This window comes from Neobacillus cucumis (assembly GCF_023715505.1).
The window spans coordinates 417,751-439,804 of record NZ_JAMBOH010000003.1; the positions used below are offsets into that span (position 1 = coordinate 417,751).

Consider the following 22,054-nt stretch of genomic DNA (forward strand, 5'->3'; position numbering starts at 1 on the left):
TCCTCTTAATGTGCTTCAATAATCATGGAATTCTGAAGCTGCTGTATTTGAAGTCTCATTCGATGAAGCTGTTCCCGCTGCTGCGCGTTAGCACTATGGGCCATCGTACAAATATCCTGATAAGTTTGCTCAAGCTGTTGCAGCGCATTCGTGTAACCATCGTCATTATACTGCTCTTGAAGGCTGCTTTCCTTGTATTGCTCCTGTGCAAAGCGGATTGTGTCCTCAACTTGCTGCATTAAATTATCCATTGAGTCGCGAGTAGCCATCTAAGAACCCCCCTCATGTTATGAAGCGCACGCTTCATTTCTTATTTTGTTCTCCATTTCTTTTCCTATAACTCAGGATTGGTGGATAATTATTACCAAGAATGCTCGTGACAATTGCAATTGGATAAAGGGTTACTTCATGTTAAAATTGAAGTTATGCAATCTTTATCATACAAAGGAGGTTTTCTGAGTGCTTCAGACAAAACCTTTTCAATATGCAACAGACGATAAACGATACCACACTTGGAATTACCACCTACGGAACCATTTTGGTCATAAGGTGTTTAAAGTGGCGTTGGATGGCGGCTTTGACTGCCCGAACCGTGATGGTACAGTTGCACATGGCGGCTGTACGTTTTGCAGTGCTGCAGGTTCCGGGGATTTTGCCGGCAACCGTGTGGAAACATTAGAAACACAATTTAATGAAATTAAACAAAAAATGCATACTAAGTGGAAAGACGGCAAATATATGGCCTATTTTCAGGCGTTTACCAATACCCATGCACCTGTTGAAGTACTTCGGGAAAAATACGAGACTGTCCTGAAACAAGAGGGTGTCGTTGGTTTATCCATCGCTACCCGTCCGGATTGTCTCCCAGATGATGTAGTCGAATATTTAGCTGAATTGAACAAACGGACGTACCTATGGGTCGAGCTTGGGCTGCAGACGGTTCATGAGCGAACGGCCTTACTTATAAACCGTGCCCATGATTTTCAATGTTACATCGAGGGAGTTAACAAGTTACGAAAACATGGTATCCGGATTTGTTCTCATATTATTAATGGGCTGCCGCTGGAATCCTTTGACATGATGATGAAAACAGCTCAGGAAGTGGCAAAATTAGATGTACAAGGGATTAAAATTCACTTGCTGCATTTATTAAAAGGCACTCCAATGGTTAAACAATATGAAAAAGGAATGCTGGAGTTTTTATCACAAAACGACTATGTAAAATTAGTATGCGACCAATTGGAGATTTTACCGCCGGAAATGATTGTTCACCGGATAACAGGGGACGGCCCGATTGATTTAATGGTAGGCCCTATGTGGAGTGTTCATAAATGGGAAGTACTAAATTCGATTGATGCTGAATTAAAGCGAAGGAACAGTTTCCAGGGTAAGTTTTATCAAAAGAATGCGGGGAATCTATTATGAAAATGGAGCGCATTCTTCCTTTTGCCAAAAGTTTACTTAAAAAAGCCGTCAAACCTGGTGACATAGTGGTGGATGCCACCTTAGGGAATGGACATGATACCGTATTTTTAGGAGATCTGGTTGGAGAACTTGGTAAAGTTTATGGGTTTGATGTCCAGCAAGAAGCGATTAACGCTACCAAAAAACGCCTAACTGAACATCATTTAACCGACAGAGTTACTATTTTCCATGCAGGACACGAACAGGTTTCAGTAAAAATCCCCGTTGAGGAGCATGGAAAAATAACAGGAGCAATATTTAATCTAGGCTATTTGCCTGGCGGTGACAAGAATATTGTCACCCATTCTGAGACAACCCTATCTGCGATTGAGCAGTTATTGGAGATAATGGCACCAGAAGGAATTATCCTCCTTGTGATTTATCATGGGCATGAAAAAGGCGCAGTTGAACGTGATGATATATTGCACTATTGTCAAAAGCTCGATCAAAAAAAAGCCCATGTTCTTCAGTATCAATTTATTAATCAACAAAACAACCCGCCATTTATTATTGCAATTGAAAAAAGATAAACCAGGCTTTCAAATAGGCCTGGTTTATTTAATCAAGGATTTTGTTACAATTGTTGGTATTGATTTTTGTAGGGAGCGATAAGCAAGTCCATTAAAATAAAAGAAATAACTAATCCAGCCGCCGGATTTTATAATTCCTCTTGCCAGTTTACGGACATTTTTCTGTTTACGAACCTTAGCATCTGATAAATAAATTCCTAACAAACCACGATTAATGAGTTGATGAAATTTTTTATGGGGCAGGTATTCTGTATGGCGGTCGGCTTCGTTAACGAAATGTTTTAATCGTTTAAAAAGCGTCTCTTCACTATTATAATAAGTGCAGAAATTCAAGTCACCGCCAATAATGTCTTCCTCTTGATCAATAAAATAATCCAAAAGTATATGTAACCCCTGTATATAGGGAAAGTAACCCTTGCGAATGTTTCTTGCATCCTCAAATTGAAAATCTTCCCGCATTGCATACGATACTAAACAAAATATCCCTAATGTTGAACCGGAACAAGCGGAGAATTCATACCATTCCATTTCAGGCAGCTTGTCTTGATAATTGGTAAACCAATTTTTCAAGCGTGGTACCCGTTCCTCTTTAACAACATGCTTATTTACTTGCAAATCACAATAATATTGGCAAAGCTCTTGAAGATAATCTTTGATTAAATCATAGTGATCTAGCTCCCTTAAGACGGAGCGGCAAGTCTCGGATAAATCATGTAGATATCCATCGTCATCCTGGTCCTCTCGAAGGCGATAATAATTTTTCTCTTCTGCCTGTAGTAAAAGCGCATCAGACATAGACTCATGGAGAGCTGTAAAATCGGCAGGATCAAGTGAGGTGCTCCGATCACAAAGATTATCCAGGTAATCACTAATCGTTTGATAAGCAACGATAAATTTTATTGCTTTTTGATAATCTTCCTTGGCTGTTAGAGCAAGAATGGCTCCTCCTTCACAGTGGAAGGTTTTATGTTCGATACTAGCAAGAGCCTGATTTCTTAATTCTTGATTAGGAATTTTTTCAGCCCGTTTTCTCCAATAAGCCAATTCTTGATGGACGGCAGGAATGATTTTGCGATAGACCCTAGACATAAGGGTGATTGGCATCATGGAAAACATCTACCTTTCTATACAATATACCCAATTGCTTTTAATTGACTATTAACAAAATCCTTCGCGTATTCAAATACTTCTTCCCGCTCCGGTTCATTAAAAATTTCATGGTAGCACTTAGGCCACTCCTTAAACCTTTTCTCTGATAATGGAACATGATTAAACCATTCCTTTACCGTGGCTTTATTGACAATTTTATCGTCTCCGCCCTGCATGACGAGCATTGGAACATCCTGTGTATCTTCCAGATTTTCGAATGCTTCTTTAATAGCACCCACAAGTTCACGATACCAGCGAATCGAGATCTTTGTCACGTAAAGTGTATCATTAGAATCCGCTTCGCGGACATCTTCGTTCCTTGTGGCCATTTGCACCGACAAGCCAGAATTCATTCGAAGGGATGGATACACTACATTTAATATATGTGATAACGCGTTCAAAAATTTAGATGGAGCTTGAACCAGTCCCAGGCATGGCGAAGAAAGGATTACCCCGGCAACATTCAACTGTTCTTCCTGCAATAAACGAATGGAAATCAATCCACCCATGCTGTGGCCTAATAGAAACACGGGGAGGTTATACTGATAGGCGGCCTGCACCCAGTCCTTTACCTCCGTAATGTATTCATCAAAGGAATCGATATGGCCGCGGCGGGACCTTGTCGTCATCCCTTGCCCCGGAAGGTCGCCCATGATGACATGAAAACCGGTTAAACGCCACATTTCAATCAGCCATCCGTAACGGCCATGATGTTCCATTGCACCATGAACCATAACAATTACCGCTTTTGCCTCCCCTTCAGCTTCCCATTTCCACATAATTCGTCCCCCTAGAAAAAGATATGCTTTTTGGTTAAACCCCAATAAGTTTCGACTTATTGGTTATAACAGATTTATTTTTTGAAAACCCACTATACTATTCGCTAAAATATACTTATCATGTAAAAAGGAGCGATTCCATTTGATATACCCCTTTAAAGACAAATACCCGTTAATTGCTGAAACCGCATTTATTGCTGATTATGTCACAATAACTGGTGATGTGGAAATTGGCGAACAGTCCAGTGTCTGGTTTAATTCCGTCATTCGAGGCGATGTTGCCCCAACTAGAATAGGTAATAAGGTTAATATTCAGGATAATTCTATCTTACACCAAAGCCCTAATAACCCGCTAATTTTAGAAGATGAGGTTACGATTGGACATCAGGTCATACTTCACAGCTGTATTGTGAGAAAAAGAGCTTTAGTTGGCATGGGATCGATCATTCTCGATCAAGCAGAGATTGGAGAAGGTGCCTTTATTGGAGCCGGAAGCCTTGTGCCTCAAGGAAAGAAAATCCCTCCTAATACCTTAGCATTTGGCAGACCAGCAAAAGTTATTAGGGAATTAACCCCGGAAGACAAAAAAGAAATGGAACGTATTTATACAGAATATGCTGAGAAAGGCCAATATTATAAGTCTTTGCAATCGTAAAGATTAACAAAAGCACCCACTTTTTGCGGGTGCTTTGCTATTAATGCTTTACTGATTGCAATTCTTTTTGCAGGGCATAATCACGTTGAAACGTATAGACATTTTCCACATATACCTGATGCCAAACCATAAACATAAGCACGGTCCAAATCTTCCGGCTGTTGTCAGCTTTGCCCTGACAGTGATCTTCGAGTAAGCCCAAGACATATGATTTATTGATCAGATGGTCTGTGTTGCTTTCACGGATAATCTTTTTCGCCCATTCATTCATTTCATTTTTTAGCCAATGACGAATTGGGACAGGGAATCCTAACTTCTTACGGTTTAGAACATGCTCAGGGACTACGCCTTCAGCTGCTTTACGTAAAATGTATTTAGTTGTACCGTTAGCTGTTTTTAGGCTCGTCGGAATTTTCGAGGCCACTTCAAATACTTCTTTATCGAGGAATGGCACCCTTAGTTCTAGTGAATGAGCCATTGTCACCCTATCAGCCTTCAGTAAAATATCTCCGCGCATCCAAGTATGGATATCAATATATTGCATCCGGTCTACTGGGTCATAACCTCTTGACTCTTGATAAAGCGGCTTGGTTACATCCATATAGTTTAAACCTTCACGGTAAACACTTAATAAATCTCGCTTTTCTGCTTCAGTGAACATCTTGGCATTGCCGATGTAACGCTCTTCCATTGGAGTAACGCCGCGCTCAATAAAGCTTTTACCCTTCATTCCTTCAGGCATCATCCCGGCAATTCCTCTTAATAGAACTTTACCAACCCTAGGGATTTTATTAAATACCTCTAATGACTGCGGCTCCCGGTAGATGTTATAACCGCCGAATAATTCATCCGCTCCTTCGCCTGAAAGCACTACTGTTACATGTTTACGTGCTTCTTTTGCTACAAAATAAAGAGGTACACAGGCTGGGTCAGCCAATGGATCATCCATATGCCACATGATTTTAGGAATTTCATTCATATATTCTTCAGGTGAAATAATGTAACTGATATTTTCAACACCAAGCTTTTCCGCTGTTTCCTTAGCTACATCGATTTCACTGAAGCCGTTATGCTCAAAACCAACTGAGAAAGTTTTAATAGCAGGATGAAATTCTTTTGCAATCGATGCAATAATAGATGAATCAATTCCACCAGATAGGAAAGACCCTACCGGAACGTCACTGCGCATATGCTTTTCGACGGAATCAAACAACACATTGCGAATTTCCTTAATAAAATCGGCTTCTGTTTTCTGGACAGGCTTAAATTGAGCTTTCCAATACTTTTTCATTTCCATTGGAGCCCCGATTTTTTTGGTAAAATAATGGCCAGGCTCTAACTTTTTAATTCCCTCTGAAAGGGTATCCGGTTCAGGAACAAATTGATAGGTCAAGTAATGCTGTAAGGCATCATAATTGAGGACATCATTCTCTAATGCCAGCAAAATGCTCTTTTTCTCAGAAGCAAAAAAGGTTCTTTCACCATCTTCTAAATAAAAGAATGGTTTAATACCAAATGGATCACGTGCCCCGTAGAGCGTTTGTTCCTGTTTATCCCAAATGACGAATGCGAACATTCCGCGCAGCTTTTCAACCGCTTTTTCTTTTAAGTGGCTATAAAGTGCAATGATTACTTCTGTATCCGAACTTGTGGCGAATGACAGTCCTTCTTTTAATAACTCTTCACGAAGTTCAACATAATTGTAAATTTCACCATTAAAAATAATCCAATAACGCTCGTTCTCATATGTTAGCGGCTGATGACCGCTCTCGATATCGATAATACTCAACCGGCGGAATCCAAATTGGATATGGTCATCGTAATAAAAACCATCATCATCCGGCCCGCGATGGGTAATTAGATCGTTCATATTTTTAAATAGTTGTTTTTGTTCATCACTATAGTTTTGTGTTTTGTCGTGTACACAACCGATAAAACCACACATTATGTACCTCACCTACTCCAATTCATATTAAACATCTTCAAAAAACATCTCTCTAATACTACCACTATTATAAAAAAAATGGCACTGTGAACATTAGAAAAATTTAAAACACCACGGGAACTCATTGACTACCCTATGTGCACTTTTTTCTCTTTCTCGGTCATCAATAACGTCCATTGACTGCGGACAAATCCGCAATCACCAAAGTTTATCATGTTTAACCTTCATCGCCAAGTTATCCTTCATTTTTCACTTCTTTGTACCTACCTAAACATAGTTACAAAATCAATTTATGGATGAAACGAAAAAGGGAGTTACAATTTGATGCAACTCCCTTCTTACCTATAGATTTGCTTGCTCTCTTAACGTATCTGCTTTGTCAGTACGCTCCCAAGGAAGATCAATATCTGTACGTCCAAAGTGGCCGTAAGCAGCTGTTTTCTTGTAGATTGGGCGGCGAAGATCAAGCATTTTAATGATACCAGCTGGACGAAGATCAAAGTTTTGTTCTACTAAAGTAACTAGTTGCTCTTCATTAACTTTGCCTGTTCCAAATGTATCAACTGAAATAGAAACAGGTCTTGCTACACCAATTGCATATGCAAGCTGAACTTCTACCTTATCTGCCAAGCCTGCAGCCACAATATTTTTGGCTACATAACGAGCCGCATATGCCGCTGAACGGTCAACCTTTGTTGGATCTTTACCAGAGAATGCACCGCCGCCATGACGAGCATATCCGCCATAAGTGTCCACAATGATTTTACGGCCTGTTAATCCTGCATCACCTTGCGGCCCGCCGATAACGAAACGGCCTGTTGGGTTAATAAAATATTTAGTGTTTTCATCAATCAGTTCTTTTGGAACAACAGGATTGATAACATATTCCTTCACGTTACGCTGAATTTGCTCCAATGAAATTTCTGGGTGGTGCTGCGTTGATATGACAATCGTATCAATTCGAACAGGTTTATCATTCTCGTCATATTCAACAGTTACTTGTGTTTTTCCGTCCGGACGCAGATAAGGCAGTAAATCCTCTTTCCGTACTTCCGTCAATCGGCGGGCAAGTTTGTGCGCAAGTGAAATCGGTAGAGGCATAAGCTCTTTTGTTTCATTACAAGCAAAACCAAACATTAAACCTTGGTCCCCTGCACCGATTGCTTCAATTTGTTCCTCTGACATTTGACCTTCACGAGCTTCAAGGGCTTGGTTAACGCCCATTGCAATATCAGGAGATTGTTCATCAATAGAAGTTAAAACCGCACAAGTTTCGGAGTCAAAACCATATTTAGCACGATTATAACCGATCCCTTTGATTGTTTCACGAACGATTTTAGGAATATCTACATAAGTGGATGTCGTGATTTCTCCTGCTACTAGAACTAATCCTGTTGTTACTGAAGTTTCAGCAGCAACTCGAGCATTAGCATCTTTCGCTAAAATTGCATCTAAAATGGAATCAGAAATTTGGTCACAAATCTTGTCAGGATGACCTTCGGTTACTGATTCAGAAGTAAACAAACGACGTTTTGTTGACATCTGAATTCCTCCTTATTATGGAATAAAGTGAGGTTAGCTGTATGGGTTTTATGTATACCTGCCTTTTAACCTCGAATTGATACGGAACTCATTCCCTTAGTAGTATGAAATAAACATGGGATTATTATTATAGAATTGTAAAAGTGCCTTGGTGCTTGAACCAGACTATTTTCACATTTCGTTTTAAATCCCCTGGCAGTTTATACGATGGAATAAAAAGTACATATGTAGCAAGCACGTAAAAACAACAAAAAACCTTTCCATCCAATGAGGAAAGGTTGATAGCAAAAGTTCTGCGTGCCTTTCACTCTTATCGTTCAAGGTCAAGCCTTGCTTCAGGTTTAGCACCTTTGCCCGAAATAGGGGATTCAACTAAAATCCGATTTTTCGTTTGCAGGTTGCTGGGTTTCATAGGGCCTGTCCCTCCACCAGCTCGGGATAAGAGAGTATCCGTTCAAAGGTAAATCATAACCTACTATTTCAAACAATGTCAATCAATTTTTATCAAATTTTTCCTTAAAAGAGTGAATTGTTACTTTAGATCATCTTATTACTTCCTCTTATTGAGTAATCATTATTCCGGGACTATTTTCTTATCACAGAATAAATTCTTAAATATTCACATAATTTTATTTATTAGTATAGACTATTAAAATCAATGTGTTATACTATTGAACAAATAATCAATGTAAAGGAAGGTTTCAGTCAATGAATTCTGTTCATATTCCAACCGAATTAAAGCACTTGTTACAAGAAAGTCATGTCCAGGTTCAACTATCCGTTCCCCAATTAGTCGAAAAGGTTTTAAGAAGAAATGAAGGAACTCTAACTTCCACCGGCGCGGTCAGTGTTTCCACAGGTAAATATACTGGACGCTCCCCACAGGATAAATTTATTGTTATGGAAGAGTCTACTAAGTCAAAAGTTGCGTGGGGCTCAACAAACCAGCCAATCTCGGAGAAAGCTTTTACGAAACTTTATCATAAAATGCTCGATTACTTAAGACAACAAAATGAGATTTTTGTGTTCAAGGGCTTTGCCGGAGCAGATAAAAAGTCCCAACTGCCCATTCAAGTAATCAATGAACTAGCTTGGCAAAATCTATTTGCTCATCAAATATTTATCCGCCCAACAGAAGAAGAATTGCTGACACATGATGCAGGGTTTACAGTCATTTCCGCACCCAATTTTAAAGCGGACCCAGTAATGGATGGAACCAATTCTGAAACCTTTATTATCATTTCTTTTGAAAAAAGAACTGTATTAATTGGCGGCACAGAATACGCCGGGGAAATGAAAAAGTCTATCTTTTCTGTCATGAATTATTTACTGCCGGAAAATAATATTTTCTCCATGCATTGTTCAGCTAACGTTGGAATCGAGGGAGATGTGGCTTTATTCTTTGGATTGTCCGGAACAGGAAAGACTACTCTTTCAGCAGATCCAAATCGCCGCTTAATTGGGGATGATGAACACGGCTGGTCATCTAATGGGGTCTTTAATATTGAAGGCGGCTGTTATGCCAAGTGCATTAATCTTTCCTATGAAAAGGAACCGCAAATTTTTGATGCAATTCGGTTTGGTACCGTTCTGGAAAACGTAGTCCTGAATTTGGAGTCAAGAATTCCTGATTATGATGACGGCACCCTGACGGAAAATACGAGGGCTGCCTATCCGATGGAAGCAATTGATAATATCATCGAGCCAAGTATTGCTGGTCACCCTAATACGATTGTCTTTTTAACAGCAGATGCCTTTGGAGTGTTGCCGCCGATTGCAAAGTTAACAAAAGAACAGGCTATGTATCACTTTTTAAGCGGGTATACTTCTAAGCTTGCCGGAACGGAACGCGGTGTTACATCTCCGGAAGCGACTTTCTCAACATGCTTTGGTGCACCGTTCCTTCCACTTCCAGCAACACGCTATGCGGAAATGCTCGGCGAAAAAATTCTAGAGCATAACGTGAATGTCTTTTTAGTCAATACAGGCTGGACAGGCGGAGAATATGGGATTGGAAACAGAATGAAGTTATCCTATACACGAGCAATGGTGCAGGCAGCCCTAGAGGGAGAACTGAACCTTGTTGAGACTGTAAAAGATAAAATATTTGGTCTCAATATACCTGTTCATGTTGCAGGAGTTCCAGATGAGGTACTTCAACCGAACAAAACTTGGGCAGACCAACAGGCTTATGAGAAAAAAGCAAAGGAATTAGCGGCGAAATTCCATGAAAACTTTAAAAAGTTCGCCGATGTCCCTGCAGAAATCGAAAAACAAGGCGGACCACTCAAATAGTTCCACTAAGAAAAGGCAAGGCGTCAGCCTATCGGCGACAAGCACAAGACGAGCCGGCTAAAAGGTTGTTCTTTAACCTTTTGGACCGTTTGATCTAAATGTGGAGGCGACTGTTCTGGGACGTAGGCATAAGCTTGTGACCTCGAGCCGATGGCGCCTAGAGCTGGACAATTCTCAAAATAAAACCTTTTATACTTTCTTATCTCATAGGAAAACCCATATCATTCGCGATATGGGCTTTTCTTTCCTGCACTATTTTAAAAAAGGAAGTATATCTACAAGTTTAATTCGTAGTATTTAAGGATACTAATTGATAGGTTAAGGTTGTGGTATTTTTTTGCCATTCCACTTTTTTTATTAGCGCGGTTCCACTTGAATCACATTCGATTGTTTTTTTGACATCAATCGGAATTTCAATAGGGTAAAGTCTATATCCTTCTTTCACTAACTCAAAAAGATTCTCCTCTATCCTTTGCTCCCTGCCTTTAGTCACAATCATCGTATTCATTTCAAGAGGCATACCCATACATATCCGCTCCTCCGCTTATATTACCTTTATTTTATCATCTTTTAGACTGATTTTTCATCCACTTTGATAAATCATGTACCACTTTTCTGTTTACGGCCGGGGGAAAATAGTGGGTAAACTCTTCAAAGTACCAGCATTCTACTGATTTATCTAGTGATCTCAGTCTGTTTTCCAGCCGATGAGCGTGCTCCACTGACACATTTTGATCCTTTACTCCATGAATAATAAGGATGGCGGCTTCCATTTTATCTAGCTCATAAAGGGCGGTTCTTTCTTTATATCGTTCCGGGTACTTATCAGGTGTACCTCCAATCACCCTTTTCATCATTCTCCGTAAATCTTTTCGTTCCCTATACGTTAGGGTCATATCACTCACGCCCCCCCAGGTCACGATAGAGGCCGCTTCTGGAAATTGGATTCCCGTCCATAAGGCCATAACACCGCCGCGTGAAAAGCCAAAGACATGAATATCCCGTACCCTTGGAAGTGATTTCAAAAGTTGATAGGCAGCATATGCATCTTCTTTGTCTTCCCCAGCAAAATCTTCATTCCCTTCTCCCCCTTGGTTTCCCCGATAATAAGGGGCAAAAACAATAAAACCTTCTGAGGCAAACTGGGCAATTCTTGCCGGCCTTACCTTCCCGACGTTCTTAATTCCGCCTCTTAAATAAAGGAACCCGTCCAGATTTCCTTCATGAATGGGTTCTGCAAGCATCCCCTTTACTTTTAGCCCGTTTGAGAGATAGGTAATGACTTTTAATTCCACATTTGGATTAGGAGACGGAAATCGATTGATTTCTAGGATTTTGCCATTATTTATGTTCATCTAGGTCCATCCTTTATAGCATTTTTAAATTAAATGTAACTGGGCATTCACACATTTTTCTTCCCTACATACGATATCTTAGGCAAAACGCCCAGATTTATGAACGTGCATTAAAGGGGGTAATTATTTATGAAAAAGTGGGTAAAAATGAGTTTCTCTTTACTTCTCATAAGTGTTCTTATGATTTCATTGGCAGCTTGTAATAGCGATTCGCAGCCAAAAACAAAAAAATTAGAAAAGGTACGAATTGCGGAAGTGACTCGGTCGATATTCTACGCCCCGCAATATGTAGCCCTTGCAAAAGGATTTTTCAAGGATGAGGGGTTAGATGTGACCTTAACCACTACTCCTGGCGGCGATAAGACGATGACAACCTTAATTTCAGGCGGAGCAGATATCGCTCTTGTTGGTTCAGAAACATCGATTTATGTTTACGCACAAGGGTCCAATGATCCGGTCATTAATTTTGCGCAGCTTACCCAGACTGATGGAACGTTCCTCGTGGCCAGAAATAAAATTGATCATTTTTCATGGGATTTATTAAAAGGGAAAACATTCCTTGGCCAGCGCAAGGGCGGCATGCCACAAATGGTTGGTGAATTTGTGTTAAAAAAACATGGAATTGACCCGCATAAGGACCTCAATTTAATTCAGAATGTTGATTATGCAAATATAGCCAACGCCTTTGCATCCGGAACAGGCGAATTTGTACAGCTGTTTGAACCAACAGCCAGCATTTTTGAAAAACAAGGAAAAGGCTACATTGTTGCATCCTTTGGTAAAGAATCAGGCCATGTACCTTATACCACCTTTATGGCGAAACAAAGTTATATAAAAGAAAATAGTAATACTGTGAAAAAATTCACAAGAGCAATCTATAAAGCACAGCAGTGGGTAGATACGCATAGTTCTGAAGAAGTGGCCAAAGCTGTTATGACCTATTTCCCAGATACCGATATAGATATTATGACAACAGTTGTAAATCGTTATAAAAGCCAAGGCTCCTTTGCAACAGACCCTATTTTGGACGAAGAAGAATGGAACAATCTCCAAAACATCATGAAAGAAGCCGGTGAGCTTCCGAAAGAAGTAGACTATAAAACGCTTGTTAATACAAAAATGGCTCAGGATGTTATGAAAAAATAATTTGGAAAGGGAGGCCGGTATCATGAGCTTCTTGCAGGTTCAAGATATTCATCACACTTATTTCACTAAAGCCTCTGTCACCACGGCCCTCTCCGATATTTCACTAACTGTTGAGGAGGGAGAGTTTGTCTCCTTCCTCGGCCCAAGTGGCTGTGGAAAGACCACTCTGCTCTCGATCATATCGAGCTTACTCAAACCAACCGAAGGGACTGTCCTGTTAGAAAACAAGCCTGTTTCCACCTCTAAGAATCAAATTGGCTATATGCTCCAGCAGGATTATTTGTTTCCTTGGAAAACGATTGAAGAAAATATATTATTAGGCCTTAAGTTATCAAAACGGCTAAATGAAAAAACAAAGTTTGCAGCACTAAGCTTACTAAGCCAAATCGGCTTAAAGGGTGTAGAAAAACACCTGCCTAAGCAATTATCAGGCGGAATGAGACAGAGGGCCGCACTCGTGCGAACCCTGGCAACAGAACCAAAGCTGCTGATGCTTGACGAGCCATTTTCTGCTCTCGATTATCAAACCAAGCTAAAGCTAGAGGATTTAGTTTCACGGACCTTGGATGAGTTTGGAAAAACAGCTATCCTTGTTACCCATGATATTGGCGAAGCAATTGCTATGAGCGACCGCATCTTTTTATTTTCATCAAAACCCGGAAAAATCCACAAGATTTTTGAAATGCCGGAAGAGCTTAAGAGGATTTCTCCTTTCGAGGCGAGAAACCATGAAGCATTCCAAAGTATCTTTCAATTGATATGGAAGGAGTTGGAGTCTCTTGAGCCAAGAAAAGACTAGAGTTGAACTCCTCCATAAAAAATATTTGAGATCTTTAAAAGTCGAAAAAAGATGGGTGCGTTTTTATCAACTGATTATTTTCCTGTTCTTATTTTTGAGTTGGGAATTTTTTAGCAGGATGCAGTGGATTGACCCGCTCCTTTTTAGTTCCCCTTCAAAAATTTGGGCCCTATTTATTGAGAAAATGCAAGACGGCTCCTTACTAACGAATTTAGAGGCTACTTTAATAGAAACGATCATTGGCTTTATTGTTAGCACCATCCTCGGTGTCATTATCGCCGCCGTTCTCTGGTGGTCTCCTATGGTTTCCAAAATACTTGACCCATATCTAGTTATTTTTAATGCAATGCCCAAAGTTGCTTTAGGACCAGTCATCATTGTCGCTCTTAGTCCAGGATATACGTCGATTATCGCTAATGGTGTGATTATATCTGTTATTATAACAGCGCTTGTCGTGTATACATCCTTTAAAGAAGTGGACTCCAACTATCTAAGGGTCCTTCAAACCTTCGGAGCAACACGTGTTCAATGCTTTAAGGAAGCCATCTTGCCGGCCAGCTTCCCTGCGATTATTTCCACATTAAAGGTGAATGTTGGGCTATCATGGGTAGGAGTCATTGTTGGCGAATTCCTTGTATCAACAAAAGGGCTTGGATACCTAATCATTTATGGATTCCAAGTATTTAATTTTACGCTTGTTTTCTTATCTCTCTTGGTGATCGCTGTATTTGCCACGATTATGTATCAGCTCGTAGATGTATTAGAAAAGAAATTAATTAAAGAATAGCAGGGGCTAATAATCTTCTGCTATTTCCTTTCCATTTTGCAGCTGATTAATATAATTAATACATTCCTCGATGACTTGGTCTTTCATGATAAAACTGTATTTTTCAGCAAAGCGAAGCTGCAAAATGTCACCCTCGATAGCTACCGGCCCATTTGTTTCAAAATAAGTTTTGGTATACTCGACTCGGTCTACTTTCCCCCAAAAAACAGCTTTAACAAAAGCCCCATTAGTGTCATTCACTTTGTATTCAGCAATATAATGGAGGTCACCAAGAATGCCCCCTGTCTCCTCAAAGGTTTCTCTTCTTGCTGCTTCTTCAAGTGTTTCACCCTCTTCTACTTTACCACCTGGGAATTCTAAACCTCGAAGTTTATGGTTGGTTAAAAACCAGCGATTTTCAAATTGACAAATAACTAAAACATGTTTAGCCTTCATACTAAAGGCATGCTGACCAAAGGCAAGTTCAATCGTATTTCCGTTGCAATCGAGAAACTCTTTCATGTTTATCCGCCCCAAATTTTCTTTAATGGTATAATTATATATAAAAAAGGAGAATCCTTAAACCTTTGGATTCTCCTCACAGTATTACTGATTTTTCGGTAAAATGTTCATGCTTTGAATATGGTTTTTTGCCTCTTGGTCCCCTAATTTGTACAGCATACCGTAAACCTCTTGAATGGTACTATCGTAGCTGTCATTTTCTCTATCATAATGGTATTGAACAAAAGGGACATGGGCTCTAAAAAAGTTCTTCCACTCTGTGGAGTAGTTTTGATTAAATAGCTCTCTTAATTGTGTTATTTCATCATCTGTTGCTTCAATTTTATAGCTCCACGTGGAACTTGAAGCATTACTGAGTATTTGACCGGTCCCTACATCAATATAGTAGGTTTTCTTCTGTTCGTCCATTACTTCAACCCCTTTTACTGTTTAGTAATGTGCCAATAGAGAATTTTTTATTCTTTTTCACATTTCGACTCATTTTTTTGCGGATGATACTATATAATAAACATACAACTTAGAAAACAGACTTTTCAGTCAATTTGTTAATTCAAAGGGAGGGATGATATTATTTGTTTATGGGTATTCAATAAGTATAGAGAATTCCATATCAAAAAATTTTAGCAGGAGGTGGAGAAATGAAATTAGTCGATGAATTATATGCAATGTATAGAAACAAGTTAACGGGTGATGAAGAGGACATTGATATGCTAACATTTGCCTTTTTAGAAGAGATGTCACATGAAGACTTGCTGGCTTTAATTCAAGAAATGGATAAACAAGAATTATATGATTTAATGGGACTCTATTTGATTGAAAGTTTAAAAGGAAAGTTTGCTCAAGAAGAGTACGGGCAGCATCGTACACATACTTATTATCCTAGGAATATACATTGAATTTTACATAACACCTGACACCCGGAAGCGGAAGCGCTTCCTTTTTTATTGTGATTTTTCAAAATTGCCCTTTTTTCATGGTACAATAGGAAGGGAAAGGAGGATGAACATGTATACGGTCTTGGTGGTTGGTATTATTATTGTCATTGTGGTTTTGGTACTAGCAGTTACAACTACTTCTAAAGCATATACTTATAAACATACTGTTGATTCATTGGAAAACAATCCCTATGTTGATCAGGGAGAAAACAAGAAACAAGGGGATGATGATAAGTCATAAAAAAATTCCTATTCGCAGTTGAATAGGAATTTTTAAACGCCTTAGGCAAATACTTGTTTTAAATCTTCTTTACTATGCTCAAGCCAAAAGCGCATTAACCGTTTAGCACCATCTAAATCATGTAGTTTAGCCTGGCCGCATTGTCTTTCATTTGCAGCAGGAACCTCAATGATTTCCACCGCATCTTTCATTGTATCTTCTAAAAGATCGATGATTTCCTCAACGGTTGGTTCCCCGCTCACAACCAAGTAATAGCCAGTTTGGCATCCCATAGGCGAAATATCAATGATATCAAAATGGTCATACTTTTCGGAATGCTTGCGGATATTAAAGGCCAATAAATGCTCTAATGTATGAATGGCATCTGGTTTCATTGCTTGTTTATTCGGCTGACAAAAACGGATATCATATTTATTAACAATACCGTCACTGCCCACTTTATGAACACCACAATGTCTAACATATGGGGCTTTAACAGCATTATGATCTAGGTCAAAGCTTTCAACTGAAGGCACGATATTCACTCCTTTTTATAATCTCTCTTTATAATACAATAAAATTCGACTTATTACATCTCCTTAGTTTCAATTAGCAATTTAGACGATTATTACTATTTATGGTATGTTGTAAGTATGATTCCTATATTCAAAAAGGAGAAAGAATGTATGCTAAAAAAGATTTTTATTTCGCTAATTCGTTTTTATCAAGTAGTGATTTCACCGATCAAACCGCCTTCATGCCGATTCTATCCTACATGTTCCCAATATGGACTCGAGGCGGTTCAACGTTTTGGTGCGATAAAAGGCGGCTGGTTGACTATTAAGCGAATATCAAAATGCCATCCCTTCCATCGAGGGGGAGTTGACCCTGTTCCGGAAAAAAAACGGCGTTAGTTCTTATAACCGTCTACAATTAAATCTAGCTTGCCTGTCTTAGGATCAATAACCAAACCGTGAACCGGGATATCCTTTGCCATTAATGGATGATTCTTAATCATATCCACACTGTGCTCGACGCTCTCAGTCACATTATCAAATCCACGCAGCCATTGTTCGATATCGATTCCGGAAAATGTAAGAGTTTTTAGCGTTTCTTCAGAAATCCCTCTTTCTTTCATACTCTCAATCACCGGTTCTGCCTTCATCCCGCTCATTCCACAATCGTAATGGGCAATAACCAAAACTTCTTGCGCTTTTAATTGATATAACGCGACTAAAATACTGCGCATGACACTTCCAAACGGATGTGAAACCAGTGCTCCTGCATCTTTAATAATCTTTGCATCCCCATTGCCCAAATTTAAAGCCTTAGGCAAAAGCTCCAATAGCCGAGTATCCATACAAGTAAGGATGACCATCTTTTTGTTAGGGTATTTGGTTGTTTCATACCTCTCATATTCATGGTCAGCTACAAATTTTTGATTGTAATCTAAAATATCTTTTAAAATGGTTGAACTGCTCATATGACTCCCACCTTTCCTATTAAGCATACATAATATGCCTAGTATGTAACAAATATTATACTTGCAATTAGGCGATTTTTTTTGTAAGATACTGATGAAAATCGGAATCGTTCCGTATTATATGTCATTCACTTTTCAGAAATCACAAAATTTTCAATTAACCAATTGTAGTAAATCCGATTTAATATATATTTGAAGGAGTAATAATGAAAAAAATCATCCTGATTCTCTCTTTCTTTCTGCCATTATGCCTCATTTTGTCTGGCTGTGTAGATGTTGAAAAGAATCAATCTAAAGAAAAGAAAGATCAATTAACCATTTATACCACGGTCTTCCCCTTACAATATTTTGCAGAACAAATTGGTGGAACATATGTTAACGTAAAAACCATCTATCCTCCGGGGGCTGATGAGCATACCTTTGAACCATCTCAAAAAGATATGATGAATTTAGCAGATTCAGACTTATTTTTCTATATTGGTCTTGGTTTGGAAGGATTTGTGGAAAAGGCAAAAGACACGCTAAAAAATGAAAATGTTGAGCTCGTTCCAACAGCTGCTCACCTTAAGCTGCCAAAAGACCTTCACACAGGAGAAGGAGAAGAGCTCGGTACTAATCATGTAAACCCCCATGTTTGGCTCGATCCTGTTTACTGTAAAGATATGGCAGAAGTGATTCGTGACCGCTTGGTAAGCAAAATGCCGCAAAACAAAGAACTTTTTAATAAGAATTATGATAAACTTACTGTTGAGTTAGATGATTTAAATAATCGATATGAACAGACCATTTCAAAAGCGAAACACAAAAAAATTATGGTTACCCATGCTGCCTTTGGTTATTGGGAAAACCGTTACGGGCTTGAGCAAATTAGTATTTCAGGTCTATCCACAACCAATGAGCCTACGCAAAAAGAACTTGAAAAGATCATTTCTATCGCGGAGCATGAGGGCATCCACTATATTCTTTTTGAACAAAATGTTCAATCCAAACTAGGCAAAGTTGTCCAAAAAGAAATGGGTGCCAAAGCCCTTCATATTCATAATTTAGCCGTACTTTCCAAAGATAATCTAAAAAATAAAGAAACCTACTTTACTTTAATGGACGCTAACCTAAAAACAATAGAAATAGCTTTAAATCAGTAATTAAAAACCTCTCGGGCATTCGGGAGGTTTTTTCTTTTAAAAAATTTAACGGTATTTTGGAAATTATTACATAGGAATCCTTTCCCTGCAAACAATAAATTCATATGAGTCTGCAGAGAAAGGAAGAATTACATGAGTGATTTAGTGATTGCAAGGAGTTTATTTGGAACAACTATGGGGTTTCATATTATTTTTGCAACAATCGGCGTTGGACTGCCTTTTATGATATTGACAGCAGAGCTTATCTATCAAAAGACAAAAGATATCGAGTATGTGGTCATGGCCAAAAGATGGACAAAAGCCTTTGCTGTCTTGCTTGGAGTAGGAATCCCAACCGGAACGATTGCAGGGGTTCAATTATCCTTGCTTTGGCCTGGGTTTATGGAGGTCATTGGAAAAGTGATGCCGCTGCCCTTTCAAATTGAGATCTATGCCTTTTTTATCGAGGCACTCTTTATGTCCATTTATGTTTACGCTGCTGAAAGAATAGCGCCATGGATGAGGATTACCAGCCTTGTCCTCGTGGCGGTTGGGGCAATGGGCTCGGCTGTCCTTATTACAAATGTCCATGCGTTTGAAGGAACACCTGCAGGTTTTAACATTGTCAATGGAAAGATTGTTGATATTGATCCTTGGGCTGCCTTTTTTAATCCAAGCTTTTTTGTGACAGCCGGACACGTTGCATTATCAGCTTACACTACTGGTGCCTTTATCGTGGCAACTGTATCTGCCTATAAAATGTTAAAAGCAAAAGGCGCTTCAAGGGTCTATCATTTCCATCAGAAAGCCTTGCTGTTAAGTTTGGTTGTTGGAGGAATATTTTCTTTATTAACCGCCTTGAATGGCCATGAGTCTGCCCAATACTTACATAAATACCAGCCGGAAAAGCTTGCTGCCGCTGAGGGGCTGTTTGAAACGCAATCCCATGCCCCCCTAACGATTGGCGGTCTTACAGATAGAGAAACACAAGAAGTTAAGTATGGACTAGAGATTCCTTGGGCCCTGAGCTTTTTAGCAGGAAATAGCTTTGATACGGTTGTGAAAGGGCTGAACGATTTCCCTAAATCATATTGGCCGCCGTTATTCGTGCATACTTTATTTAATGCCATGGTTGGGGTCGGGTCTCTGCTGATTCTGATTTCCTTCCTTGGACTTGCATTAAGAAAGGTTTTTAAAAAAGATACTTTCCCAAAATGGCTGCTGTGGCTGTATGTGGCCTCGGGTCCTCTTGCGGTTTTAGGAATTGAGTTCGGCTGGATTTTCGCTTGCACAGGCCGGCAGCCATGGACGATTTATCGAATTTTGTCTACAGCAGATTCCGTCACGACTTCAACCAATCTTGGCATCCTTTTTGCCCTGTTCGCTCTTGTTTATGCTATTTTGGCTTTCTCAGTACTCTTTGTACTTAGATATTATTTTAAAAAGAACTCCGTTGTGGATGATCTAAACCGGGCTGATCAAAAGGGCGTGCCATTATTTAGCTCAAATTCGTAAAGAGGTGGAACCAACATGTTGGATGTTTATCTTGCGGTAACAGTCCTATGGGGATTTGTGTTTATCTATGCTGTTATGGCAACTATGGATTTTGGGGCTGGATTTTGGTCCATGTTTTATATTAATCGGGAAAAAAATAAGGCAACAAACATTGCCAACCGTTACCTTTCTCCTACATGGGAGGTAACGAATACGTTTATTGTGGCCCTGGTCGTAGCTGTTTATAGTTTGTTCCCTAGGGGAGCCTATACGCTTGGAACGATTTTGTTGATACCAGGTAGTCTCATTTTGTTATTGCTCTCCATTCGAAGCGCATTTCTTGTTTTTTCTAATATAGCGGATGAATATAAAAAGCCGCTCACCTATATTTCCGGAATTTGCGGTATTTTAATTCCTGGTTTATTAATCAGTGTCCTGCCTATTACACATGGCGAATATGTTCATTTTTCTAACAACCGCCAAACATTAGATCTAGCTGGACTATTCTCGAGCCCTAACGAATACGCCTTTTTTGGCTTTGCCATTTCAAGTACTTTGTTTCTTTCCTCCCTTTTATTAGCGGATTACTCTAAAGCTTCCGAGGAATTTGACGCCTACAAAGCCTACCGTCGGGATGCTTTGTTTATTGGTCCAGTCTCATTATTAATGGCTTTTTTGATTATGATTACATTAAAATCAGAAGCTGCCTGGATTTATAATAAAATGATGAATGACCTGCCATTTCTCTATTTATCGCTGGCCTTCTTCTTAATTGGAGGATTAGGTTTATTACTTCCTTCCACTAAAACAAAAATAAAGGGATGGCCTCGTTTATCAGTCATTGCGATAACGATCCAGTATTTACTTGCCAGTTATGTCTATGGTAAGGCCCATTTGCCCTATATAGTCTATCCCAGAGTAACCATTCATTCGGCGTTTACTGACCCTAATTCTTTTCGTGCTATTTTTATCACCTATATTGTCGGTTTCGCGATCCTGTTTCCAGGGTTTATTTACTTTTGGAGCCTATTTATGAATGATAAACGCTACTTAAAACAAATCAAGCTCGGCAGAAAGTAATCTCCCCTTTTATGGAAGGGATATTTTCCGATCATTCCTCAAATGCTATCTTTGTATCCTAATTAAAGGAGTGAAACAAATGGCAAAAGATGTTTTGTGTGAGGTAAACAACTGTACGTTTTGGGCAAGTGGAAATAGATGTAGTGCGGATCAAATTTATGTTGTTAGCCATACAGGCGAAACAGCTGATAATAGCAGAGAAACGGACTGTAAGACATTTGAACCTGTTGAGCTTTCCTAATTATAAGAAAAGCGCAAGCGCCTTGGTCAGCCCCGATATAGGGCGACTTGTCGACTGGCCGGCGAAAGCAGGGTCAAAGACAAGTCGCCCTTAATGCGTACAGAAAGCGATAGCTTTCTGTAGCCAAGCATAAGACAGCCCCTGCAAGAAGGTGCTTTTTGCCTCCTTCCTAGACTTGCGTCCCAAGGAGCCGCAACTGGATAAGCTGTAGACCATCGAGGGGCTAGGCGCTGGAGCTAGACAATTCTCAAAGTTAAAAACTTTTATACTTTCTTACCTTACAAATCGAGTAGGAGGCTAATCATTAATTGATTAGCCGACTCCGGGTAGAAAAGTCGCCCAATTGGCGACTCAAACCCCCACAGAACCCGGCGTGCGGATTTCCCGCACCGGGCTCTTCAGAAAATGCTTCACAGTTTCGCGTACATCTTTAATTCCGAAAACGGAATTGATAGTTTAGGACGCTCTAGAGGAAAAATCGACTTAATCTTATTGAACTTTTCCCACGTTATATAGCTCTTTTGGCTTCTACT

25 protein-coding genes and 1 riboswitch are annotated in these 22,054 nt (G+C 39.5%); of the genes, 14 read left to right on the forward strand and 11 right to left on the reverse strand.

Features of this window, described 5'->3' with window-relative positions:
* Positions 1 to 5: 5 nt before the first annotated feature.
* A complete protein-coding gene (locus tag M3226_RS07155) occupies positions 6 to 269 on the reverse strand; it encodes a YtzC family protein (protein WP_251563902.1) in 264 nt (87 codons plus the stop codon).
* Between the two features lie 190 nt (positions 270 to 459).
* Here M3226_RS07155 and M3226_RS07160 point away from each other — a divergent pair, with 190 nt between their 5' ends.
* Together M3226_RS07160 and M3226_RS07165 are read left to right on the forward strand one after the other, a co-directional pair.
* Positions 460 to 1,425 (forward strand): TIGR01212 family radical SAM protein, encoded by a 966-nt coding sequence (locus M3226_RS07160; protein ID WP_251563903.1) that lies wholly within the window; start codon positions 460 to 462, stop codon positions 1,423 to 1,425.
* Positions 1,422 to 1,994, forward strand: coding sequence for a class I SAM-dependent methyltransferase (locus M3226_RS07165; RefSeq protein ID WP_251563905.1), 573 nt, complete (start codon positions 1,422 to 1,424; stop codon positions 1,992 to 1,994). The genes M3226_RS07160 and M3226_RS07165 overlap by 4 nt, the downstream gene beginning before the upstream one ends.
* 24 nt (positions 1,995 to 2,018) lie before the next feature.
* On the opposite strand, the gene M3226_RS07170 is transcribed toward M3226_RS07165, so the two are convergent.
* Entirely contained in the window at positions 2,019 to 3,101 is a 1,083-nt protein-coding gene (locus M3226_RS07170; protein WP_251563907.1) for a tetraprenyl-beta-curcumene synthase family protein, read from the reverse strand.
* Between the two features lie 17 nt (positions 3,102 to 3,118).
* Positions 3,119 to 3,922: an alpha/beta hydrolase gene (locus M3226_RS07175; RefSeq protein ID WP_251563908.1), complete on the reverse strand. Its 804-nt coding sequence runs from the start codon at positions 3,920 to 3,922 to the stop codon at positions 3,119 to 3,121.
* A gap of 142 nt (positions 3,923 to 4,064) precedes the next feature.
* Between M3226_RS07175 and M3226_RS07180 the strand changes: the two genes are divergently transcribed.
* Positions 4,065 to 4,577 carry a gamma carbonic anhydrase gene (locus tag M3226_RS07180; protein ID WP_251563910.1) on the forward strand — a complete coding sequence of 171 codons (513 nt, stop codon included), beginning with the start codon at positions 4,065 to 4,067 and terminating at the stop codon, positions 4,575 to 4,577.
* A gap of 40 nt (positions 4,578 to 4,617) precedes the next feature.
* Here M3226_RS07180 and asnB read toward each other — a convergent pair whose 3' ends face one another.
* Positions 4,618 to 6,522, reverse strand: coding sequence for an asparagine synthase (glutamine-hydrolyzing) (gene asnB, locus M3226_RS07185; protein WP_251563912.1), 1,905 nt, complete (start codon positions 6,520 to 6,522; stop codon positions 4,618 to 4,620).
* Positions 6,523 to 6,864: 342 nt separating this feature from the next.
* Complete coding sequence (gene metK, locus M3226_RS07190) at positions 6,865 to 8,064, reverse strand: methionine adenosyltransferase (RefSeq protein WP_251563914.1); 1,200 nt, start codon at positions 8,062 to 8,064, stop codon at positions 6,865 to 6,867.
* Between the two features lie 307 nt (positions 8,065 to 8,371).
* Positions 8,372 to 8,509: riboswitch (SAM riboswitch) on the reverse strand.
* A 263-nt stretch (positions 8,510 to 8,772) separates the two neighbouring features.
* Here metK and pckA point away from each other — a divergent pair.
* Positions 8,773 to 10,359, forward strand: a complete 1,587-nt coding sequence (gene pckA / locus M3226_RS07195) for a phosphoenolpyruvate carboxykinase (ATP) (RefSeq protein ID WP_251563916.1) — start codon at positions 8,773 to 8,775, stop codon at positions 10,357 to 10,359.
* A gap of 283 nt (positions 10,360 to 10,642) precedes the next feature.
* Here the strand turns inward: pckA and M3226_RS07200 are convergent, their stop codons facing one another.
* The gene (locus tag M3226_RS07200) at positions 10,643 to 10,885 is read right to left on the reverse strand and encodes a DUF2584 domain-containing protein (RefSeq protein WP_251563918.1); all 243 of its coding nucleotides are present in this window, start codon (positions 10,883 to 10,885) and stop codon (positions 10,643 to 10,645) included.
* Between the two features lie 37 nt (positions 10,886 to 10,922).
* A complete protein-coding gene (locus M3226_RS07205) occupies positions 10,923 to 11,714 on the reverse strand; it encodes an alpha/beta hydrolase family protein (RefSeq protein ID WP_251563921.1) in 792 nt (263 codons plus the stop codon).
* A 129-nt stretch (positions 11,715 to 11,843) separates the two neighbouring features.
* Between M3226_RS07205 and M3226_RS07210 the strand changes: the two genes are divergently transcribed.
* From M3226_RS07210 to M3226_RS07220, 3 genes are read left to right on the forward strand one after another with little or no spacing between them, the layout of a single operon-like run.
* A complete protein-coding gene (locus tag M3226_RS07210) occupies positions 11,844 to 12,860 on the forward strand; it encodes an ABC transporter substrate-binding protein (RefSeq protein WP_251563923.1) in 1,017 nt (338 codons plus the stop codon).
* Positions 12,861 to 12,882: 22 nt separating this feature from the next.
* Complete coding sequence (locus M3226_RS07215) at positions 12,883 to 13,659, forward strand: ABC transporter ATP-binding protein (protein WP_251563925.1); 777 nt, start codon at positions 12,883 to 12,885, stop codon at positions 13,657 to 13,659.
* Entirely contained in the window at positions 13,640 to 14,446 is an 807-nt protein-coding gene (locus M3226_RS07220) for an ABC transporter permease (RefSeq protein WP_251563926.1), read from the forward strand. The genes M3226_RS07215 and M3226_RS07220 overlap by 20 nt, the downstream gene beginning before the upstream one ends.
* Before the next feature lie 6 nt (positions 14,447 to 14,452).
* Here M3226_RS07220 and ytkD read toward each other — a convergent pair whose 3' ends face one another.
* Together ytkD and M3226_RS07230 are read right to left on the reverse strand one after the other, a co-directional pair.
* A complete protein-coding gene (gene ytkD, locus M3226_RS07225; protein ID WP_251563928.1) occupies positions 14,453 to 14,947 on the reverse strand; it encodes an RNA deprotection pyrophosphohydrolase in 495 nt (164 codons plus the stop codon).
* A gap of 84 nt (positions 14,948 to 15,031) precedes the next feature.
* Complete coding sequence (locus M3226_RS07230) at positions 15,032 to 15,355, reverse strand: hydrolase (RefSeq protein ID WP_251563930.1); 324 nt, start codon at positions 15,353 to 15,355, stop codon at positions 15,032 to 15,034.
* Positions 15,356 to 15,585: 230 nt separating this feature from the next.
* Between M3226_RS07230 and M3226_RS07235 the strand changes: the two genes are divergently transcribed.
* Both M3226_RS07235 and ytzI read left to right on the forward strand, forming a co-directional pair.
* On the forward strand, positions 15,586 to 15,843 hold the full coding sequence (locus tag M3226_RS07235; protein ID WP_098531965.1) for a DUF6154 family protein: 258 nt from the start codon (positions 15,586 to 15,588) through the stop codon (positions 15,841 to 15,843).
* Positions 15,844 to 15,952: 109 nt separating this feature from the next.
* Positions 15,953 to 16,123, forward strand: a complete 171-nt coding sequence (gene ytzI / locus M3226_RS07240; RefSeq protein ID WP_251563932.1) for a YtzI protein — start codon at positions 15,953 to 15,955, stop codon at positions 16,121 to 16,123.
* A gap of 41 nt (positions 16,124 to 16,164) precedes the next feature.
* On the opposite strand, the gene M3226_RS07245 is transcribed toward ytzI, so the two are convergent.
* Positions 16,165 to 16,638 carry an S-ribosylhomocysteine lyase gene (locus M3226_RS07245; protein ID WP_144564690.1) on the reverse strand — a complete coding sequence of 158 codons (474 nt, stop codon included), beginning with the start codon at positions 16,636 to 16,638 and terminating at the stop codon, positions 16,165 to 16,167.
* 150 nt (positions 16,639 to 16,788) lie between these two features.
* Here M3226_RS07245 and yidD point away from each other — a divergent pair, with 150 nt between their 5' ends.
* On the forward strand, positions 16,789 to 17,016 hold the full coding sequence (gene yidD, locus M3226_RS07250) for a membrane protein insertion efficiency factor YidD (protein WP_251563934.1): 228 nt from the start codon (positions 16,789 to 16,791) through the stop codon (positions 17,014 to 17,016).
* On the opposite strand, the gene M3226_RS07255 is transcribed toward yidD, so the two are convergent.
* Entirely contained in the window at positions 17,013 to 17,585 is a 573-nt protein-coding gene (locus M3226_RS07255; RefSeq protein WP_251563935.1) for a beta-class carbonic anhydrase, read from the reverse strand. The two genes, yidD and M3226_RS07255, sit on opposite strands and share 4 nt — an antisense overlap.
* 203 nt (positions 17,586 to 17,788) lie before the next feature.
* Here M3226_RS07255 and M3226_RS07260 point away from each other — a divergent pair, with 203 nt between their 5' ends.
* From M3226_RS07260 to M3226_RS07275, 4 genes are all read left to right on the forward strand, one after another.
* Positions 17,789 to 18,727, forward strand: a complete 939-nt coding sequence (locus M3226_RS07260) for a metal ABC transporter solute-binding protein, Zn/Mn family (protein ID WP_251563979.1) — start codon at positions 17,789 to 17,791, stop codon at positions 18,725 to 18,727.
* A gap of 132 nt (positions 18,728 to 18,859) precedes the next feature.
* Complete coding sequence (locus tag M3226_RS07265; RefSeq protein ID WP_251563936.1) at positions 18,860 to 20,221, forward strand: cytochrome ubiquinol oxidase subunit I; 1,362 nt, start codon at positions 18,860 to 18,862, stop codon at positions 20,219 to 20,221.
* A gap of 15 nt (positions 20,222 to 20,236) precedes the next feature.
* The gene (locus M3226_RS07270) at positions 20,237 to 21,280 is read left to right on the forward strand and encodes a cytochrome d ubiquinol oxidase subunit II (protein ID WP_251563937.1); all 1,044 of its coding nucleotides are present in this window, start codon (positions 20,237 to 20,239) and stop codon (positions 21,278 to 21,280) included.
* A gap of 79 nt (positions 21,281 to 21,359) precedes the next feature.
* Positions 21,360 to 21,521: a DUF1540 domain-containing protein gene (locus tag M3226_RS07275; protein WP_098531957.1), complete on the forward strand. Its 162-nt coding sequence runs from the start codon at positions 21,360 to 21,362 to the stop codon at positions 21,519 to 21,521.
* Positions 21,522 to 22,054 lie beyond the last annotated feature (533 nt).

Excerpts from the sequence above, each read along its gene's own strand:
- metK (WP_251563914.1), bottom strand. The coding sequence starts at position 8,064 with ATGTCAACAAAACGTCGTTTGTTTACTTCTGAATCAGTAACCGAAGGT.
- M3226_RS07200 (WP_251563918.1), bottom strand. The coding sequence starts at position 10,885 with ATGGGTATGCCTCTTGAAATGAATACGATGATTGTGACTAAAGGCAGG.
- M3226_RS07210 (WP_251563923.1), top strand. The coding sequence starts at position 11,844 with ATGAAAAAGTGGGTAAAAATGAGTTTCTCTTTACTTCTCATAAGTGTT.
- M3226_RS07205 (WP_251563921.1), bottom strand. The coding sequence starts at position 11,714 with ATGAACATAAATAATGGCAAAATCCTAGAAATCAATCGATTTCCGTCT.
- M3226_RS07230 (WP_251563930.1), bottom strand. The coding sequence starts at position 15,355 with ATGGACGAACAGAAGAAAACCTACTATATTGATGTAGGGACCGGTCAA.
- M3226_RS07235 (WP_098531965.1), top strand. The coding sequence starts at position 15,586 with ATGAAATTAGTCGATGAATTATATGCAATGTATAGAAACAAGTTAACG.
- M3226_RS07155 (WP_251563902.1), bottom strand. The coding sequence starts at position 269 with ATGGCTACTCGCGACTCAATGGATAATTTAATGCAGCAAGTTGAGGAC.
- ytzI (WP_251563932.1), top strand. The coding sequence starts at position 15,953 with ATGTATACGGTCTTGGTGGTTGGTATTATTATTGTCATTGTGGTTTTG.
- M3226_RS07175 (WP_251563908.1), bottom strand. The coding sequence starts at position 3,922 with ATGTGGAAATGGGAAGCTGAAGGGGAGGCAAAAGCGGTAATTGTTATG.
- asnB (WP_251563912.1), bottom strand. The coding sequence starts at position 6,522 with ATGTGTGGTTTTATCGGTTGTGTACACGACAAAACACAAAACTATAGT.
- M3226_RS07265 (WP_251563936.1), top strand. The coding sequence starts at position 18,860 with ATGAGTGATTTAGTGATTGCAAGGAGTTTATTTGGAACAACTATGGGG.
- M3226_RS07165 (WP_251563905.1), top strand. The coding sequence starts at position 1,422 with ATGAAAATGGAGCGCATTCTTCCTTTTGCCAAAAGTTTACTTAAAAAA.
- yidD (WP_251563934.1), top strand. The coding sequence starts at position 16,789 with ATGCTAAAAAAGATTTTTATTTCGCTAATTCGTTTTTATCAAGTAGTG.
- M3226_RS07170 (WP_251563907.1), bottom strand. The coding sequence starts at position 3,101 with ATGATGCCAATCACCCTTATGTCTAGGGTCTATCGCAAAATCATTCCT.
- M3226_RS07270 (WP_251563937.1), top strand. The coding sequence starts at position 20,237 with ATGTTGGATGTTTATCTTGCGGTAACAGTCCTATGGGGATTTGTGTTT.
- M3226_RS07215 (WP_251563925.1), top strand. The coding sequence starts at position 12,883 with ATGAGCTTCTTGCAGGTTCAAGATATTCATCACACTTATTTCACTAAA.
- M3226_RS07255 (WP_251563935.1), bottom strand. The coding sequence starts at position 17,585 with ATGAGCAGTTCAACCATTTTAAAAGATATTTTAGATTACAATCAAAAA.
- ytkD (WP_251563928.1), bottom strand. The coding sequence starts at position 14,947 with ATGAAAGAGTTTCTCGATTGCAACGGAAATACGATTGAACTTGCCTTT.
- M3226_RS07275 (WP_098531957.1), top strand. The coding sequence starts at position 21,360 with ATGGCAAAAGATGTTTTGTGTGAGGTAAACAACTGTACGTTTTGGGCA.
- pckA (WP_251563916.1), top strand. The coding sequence starts at position 8,773 with ATGAATTCTGTTCATATTCCAACCGAATTAAAGCACTTGTTACAAGAA.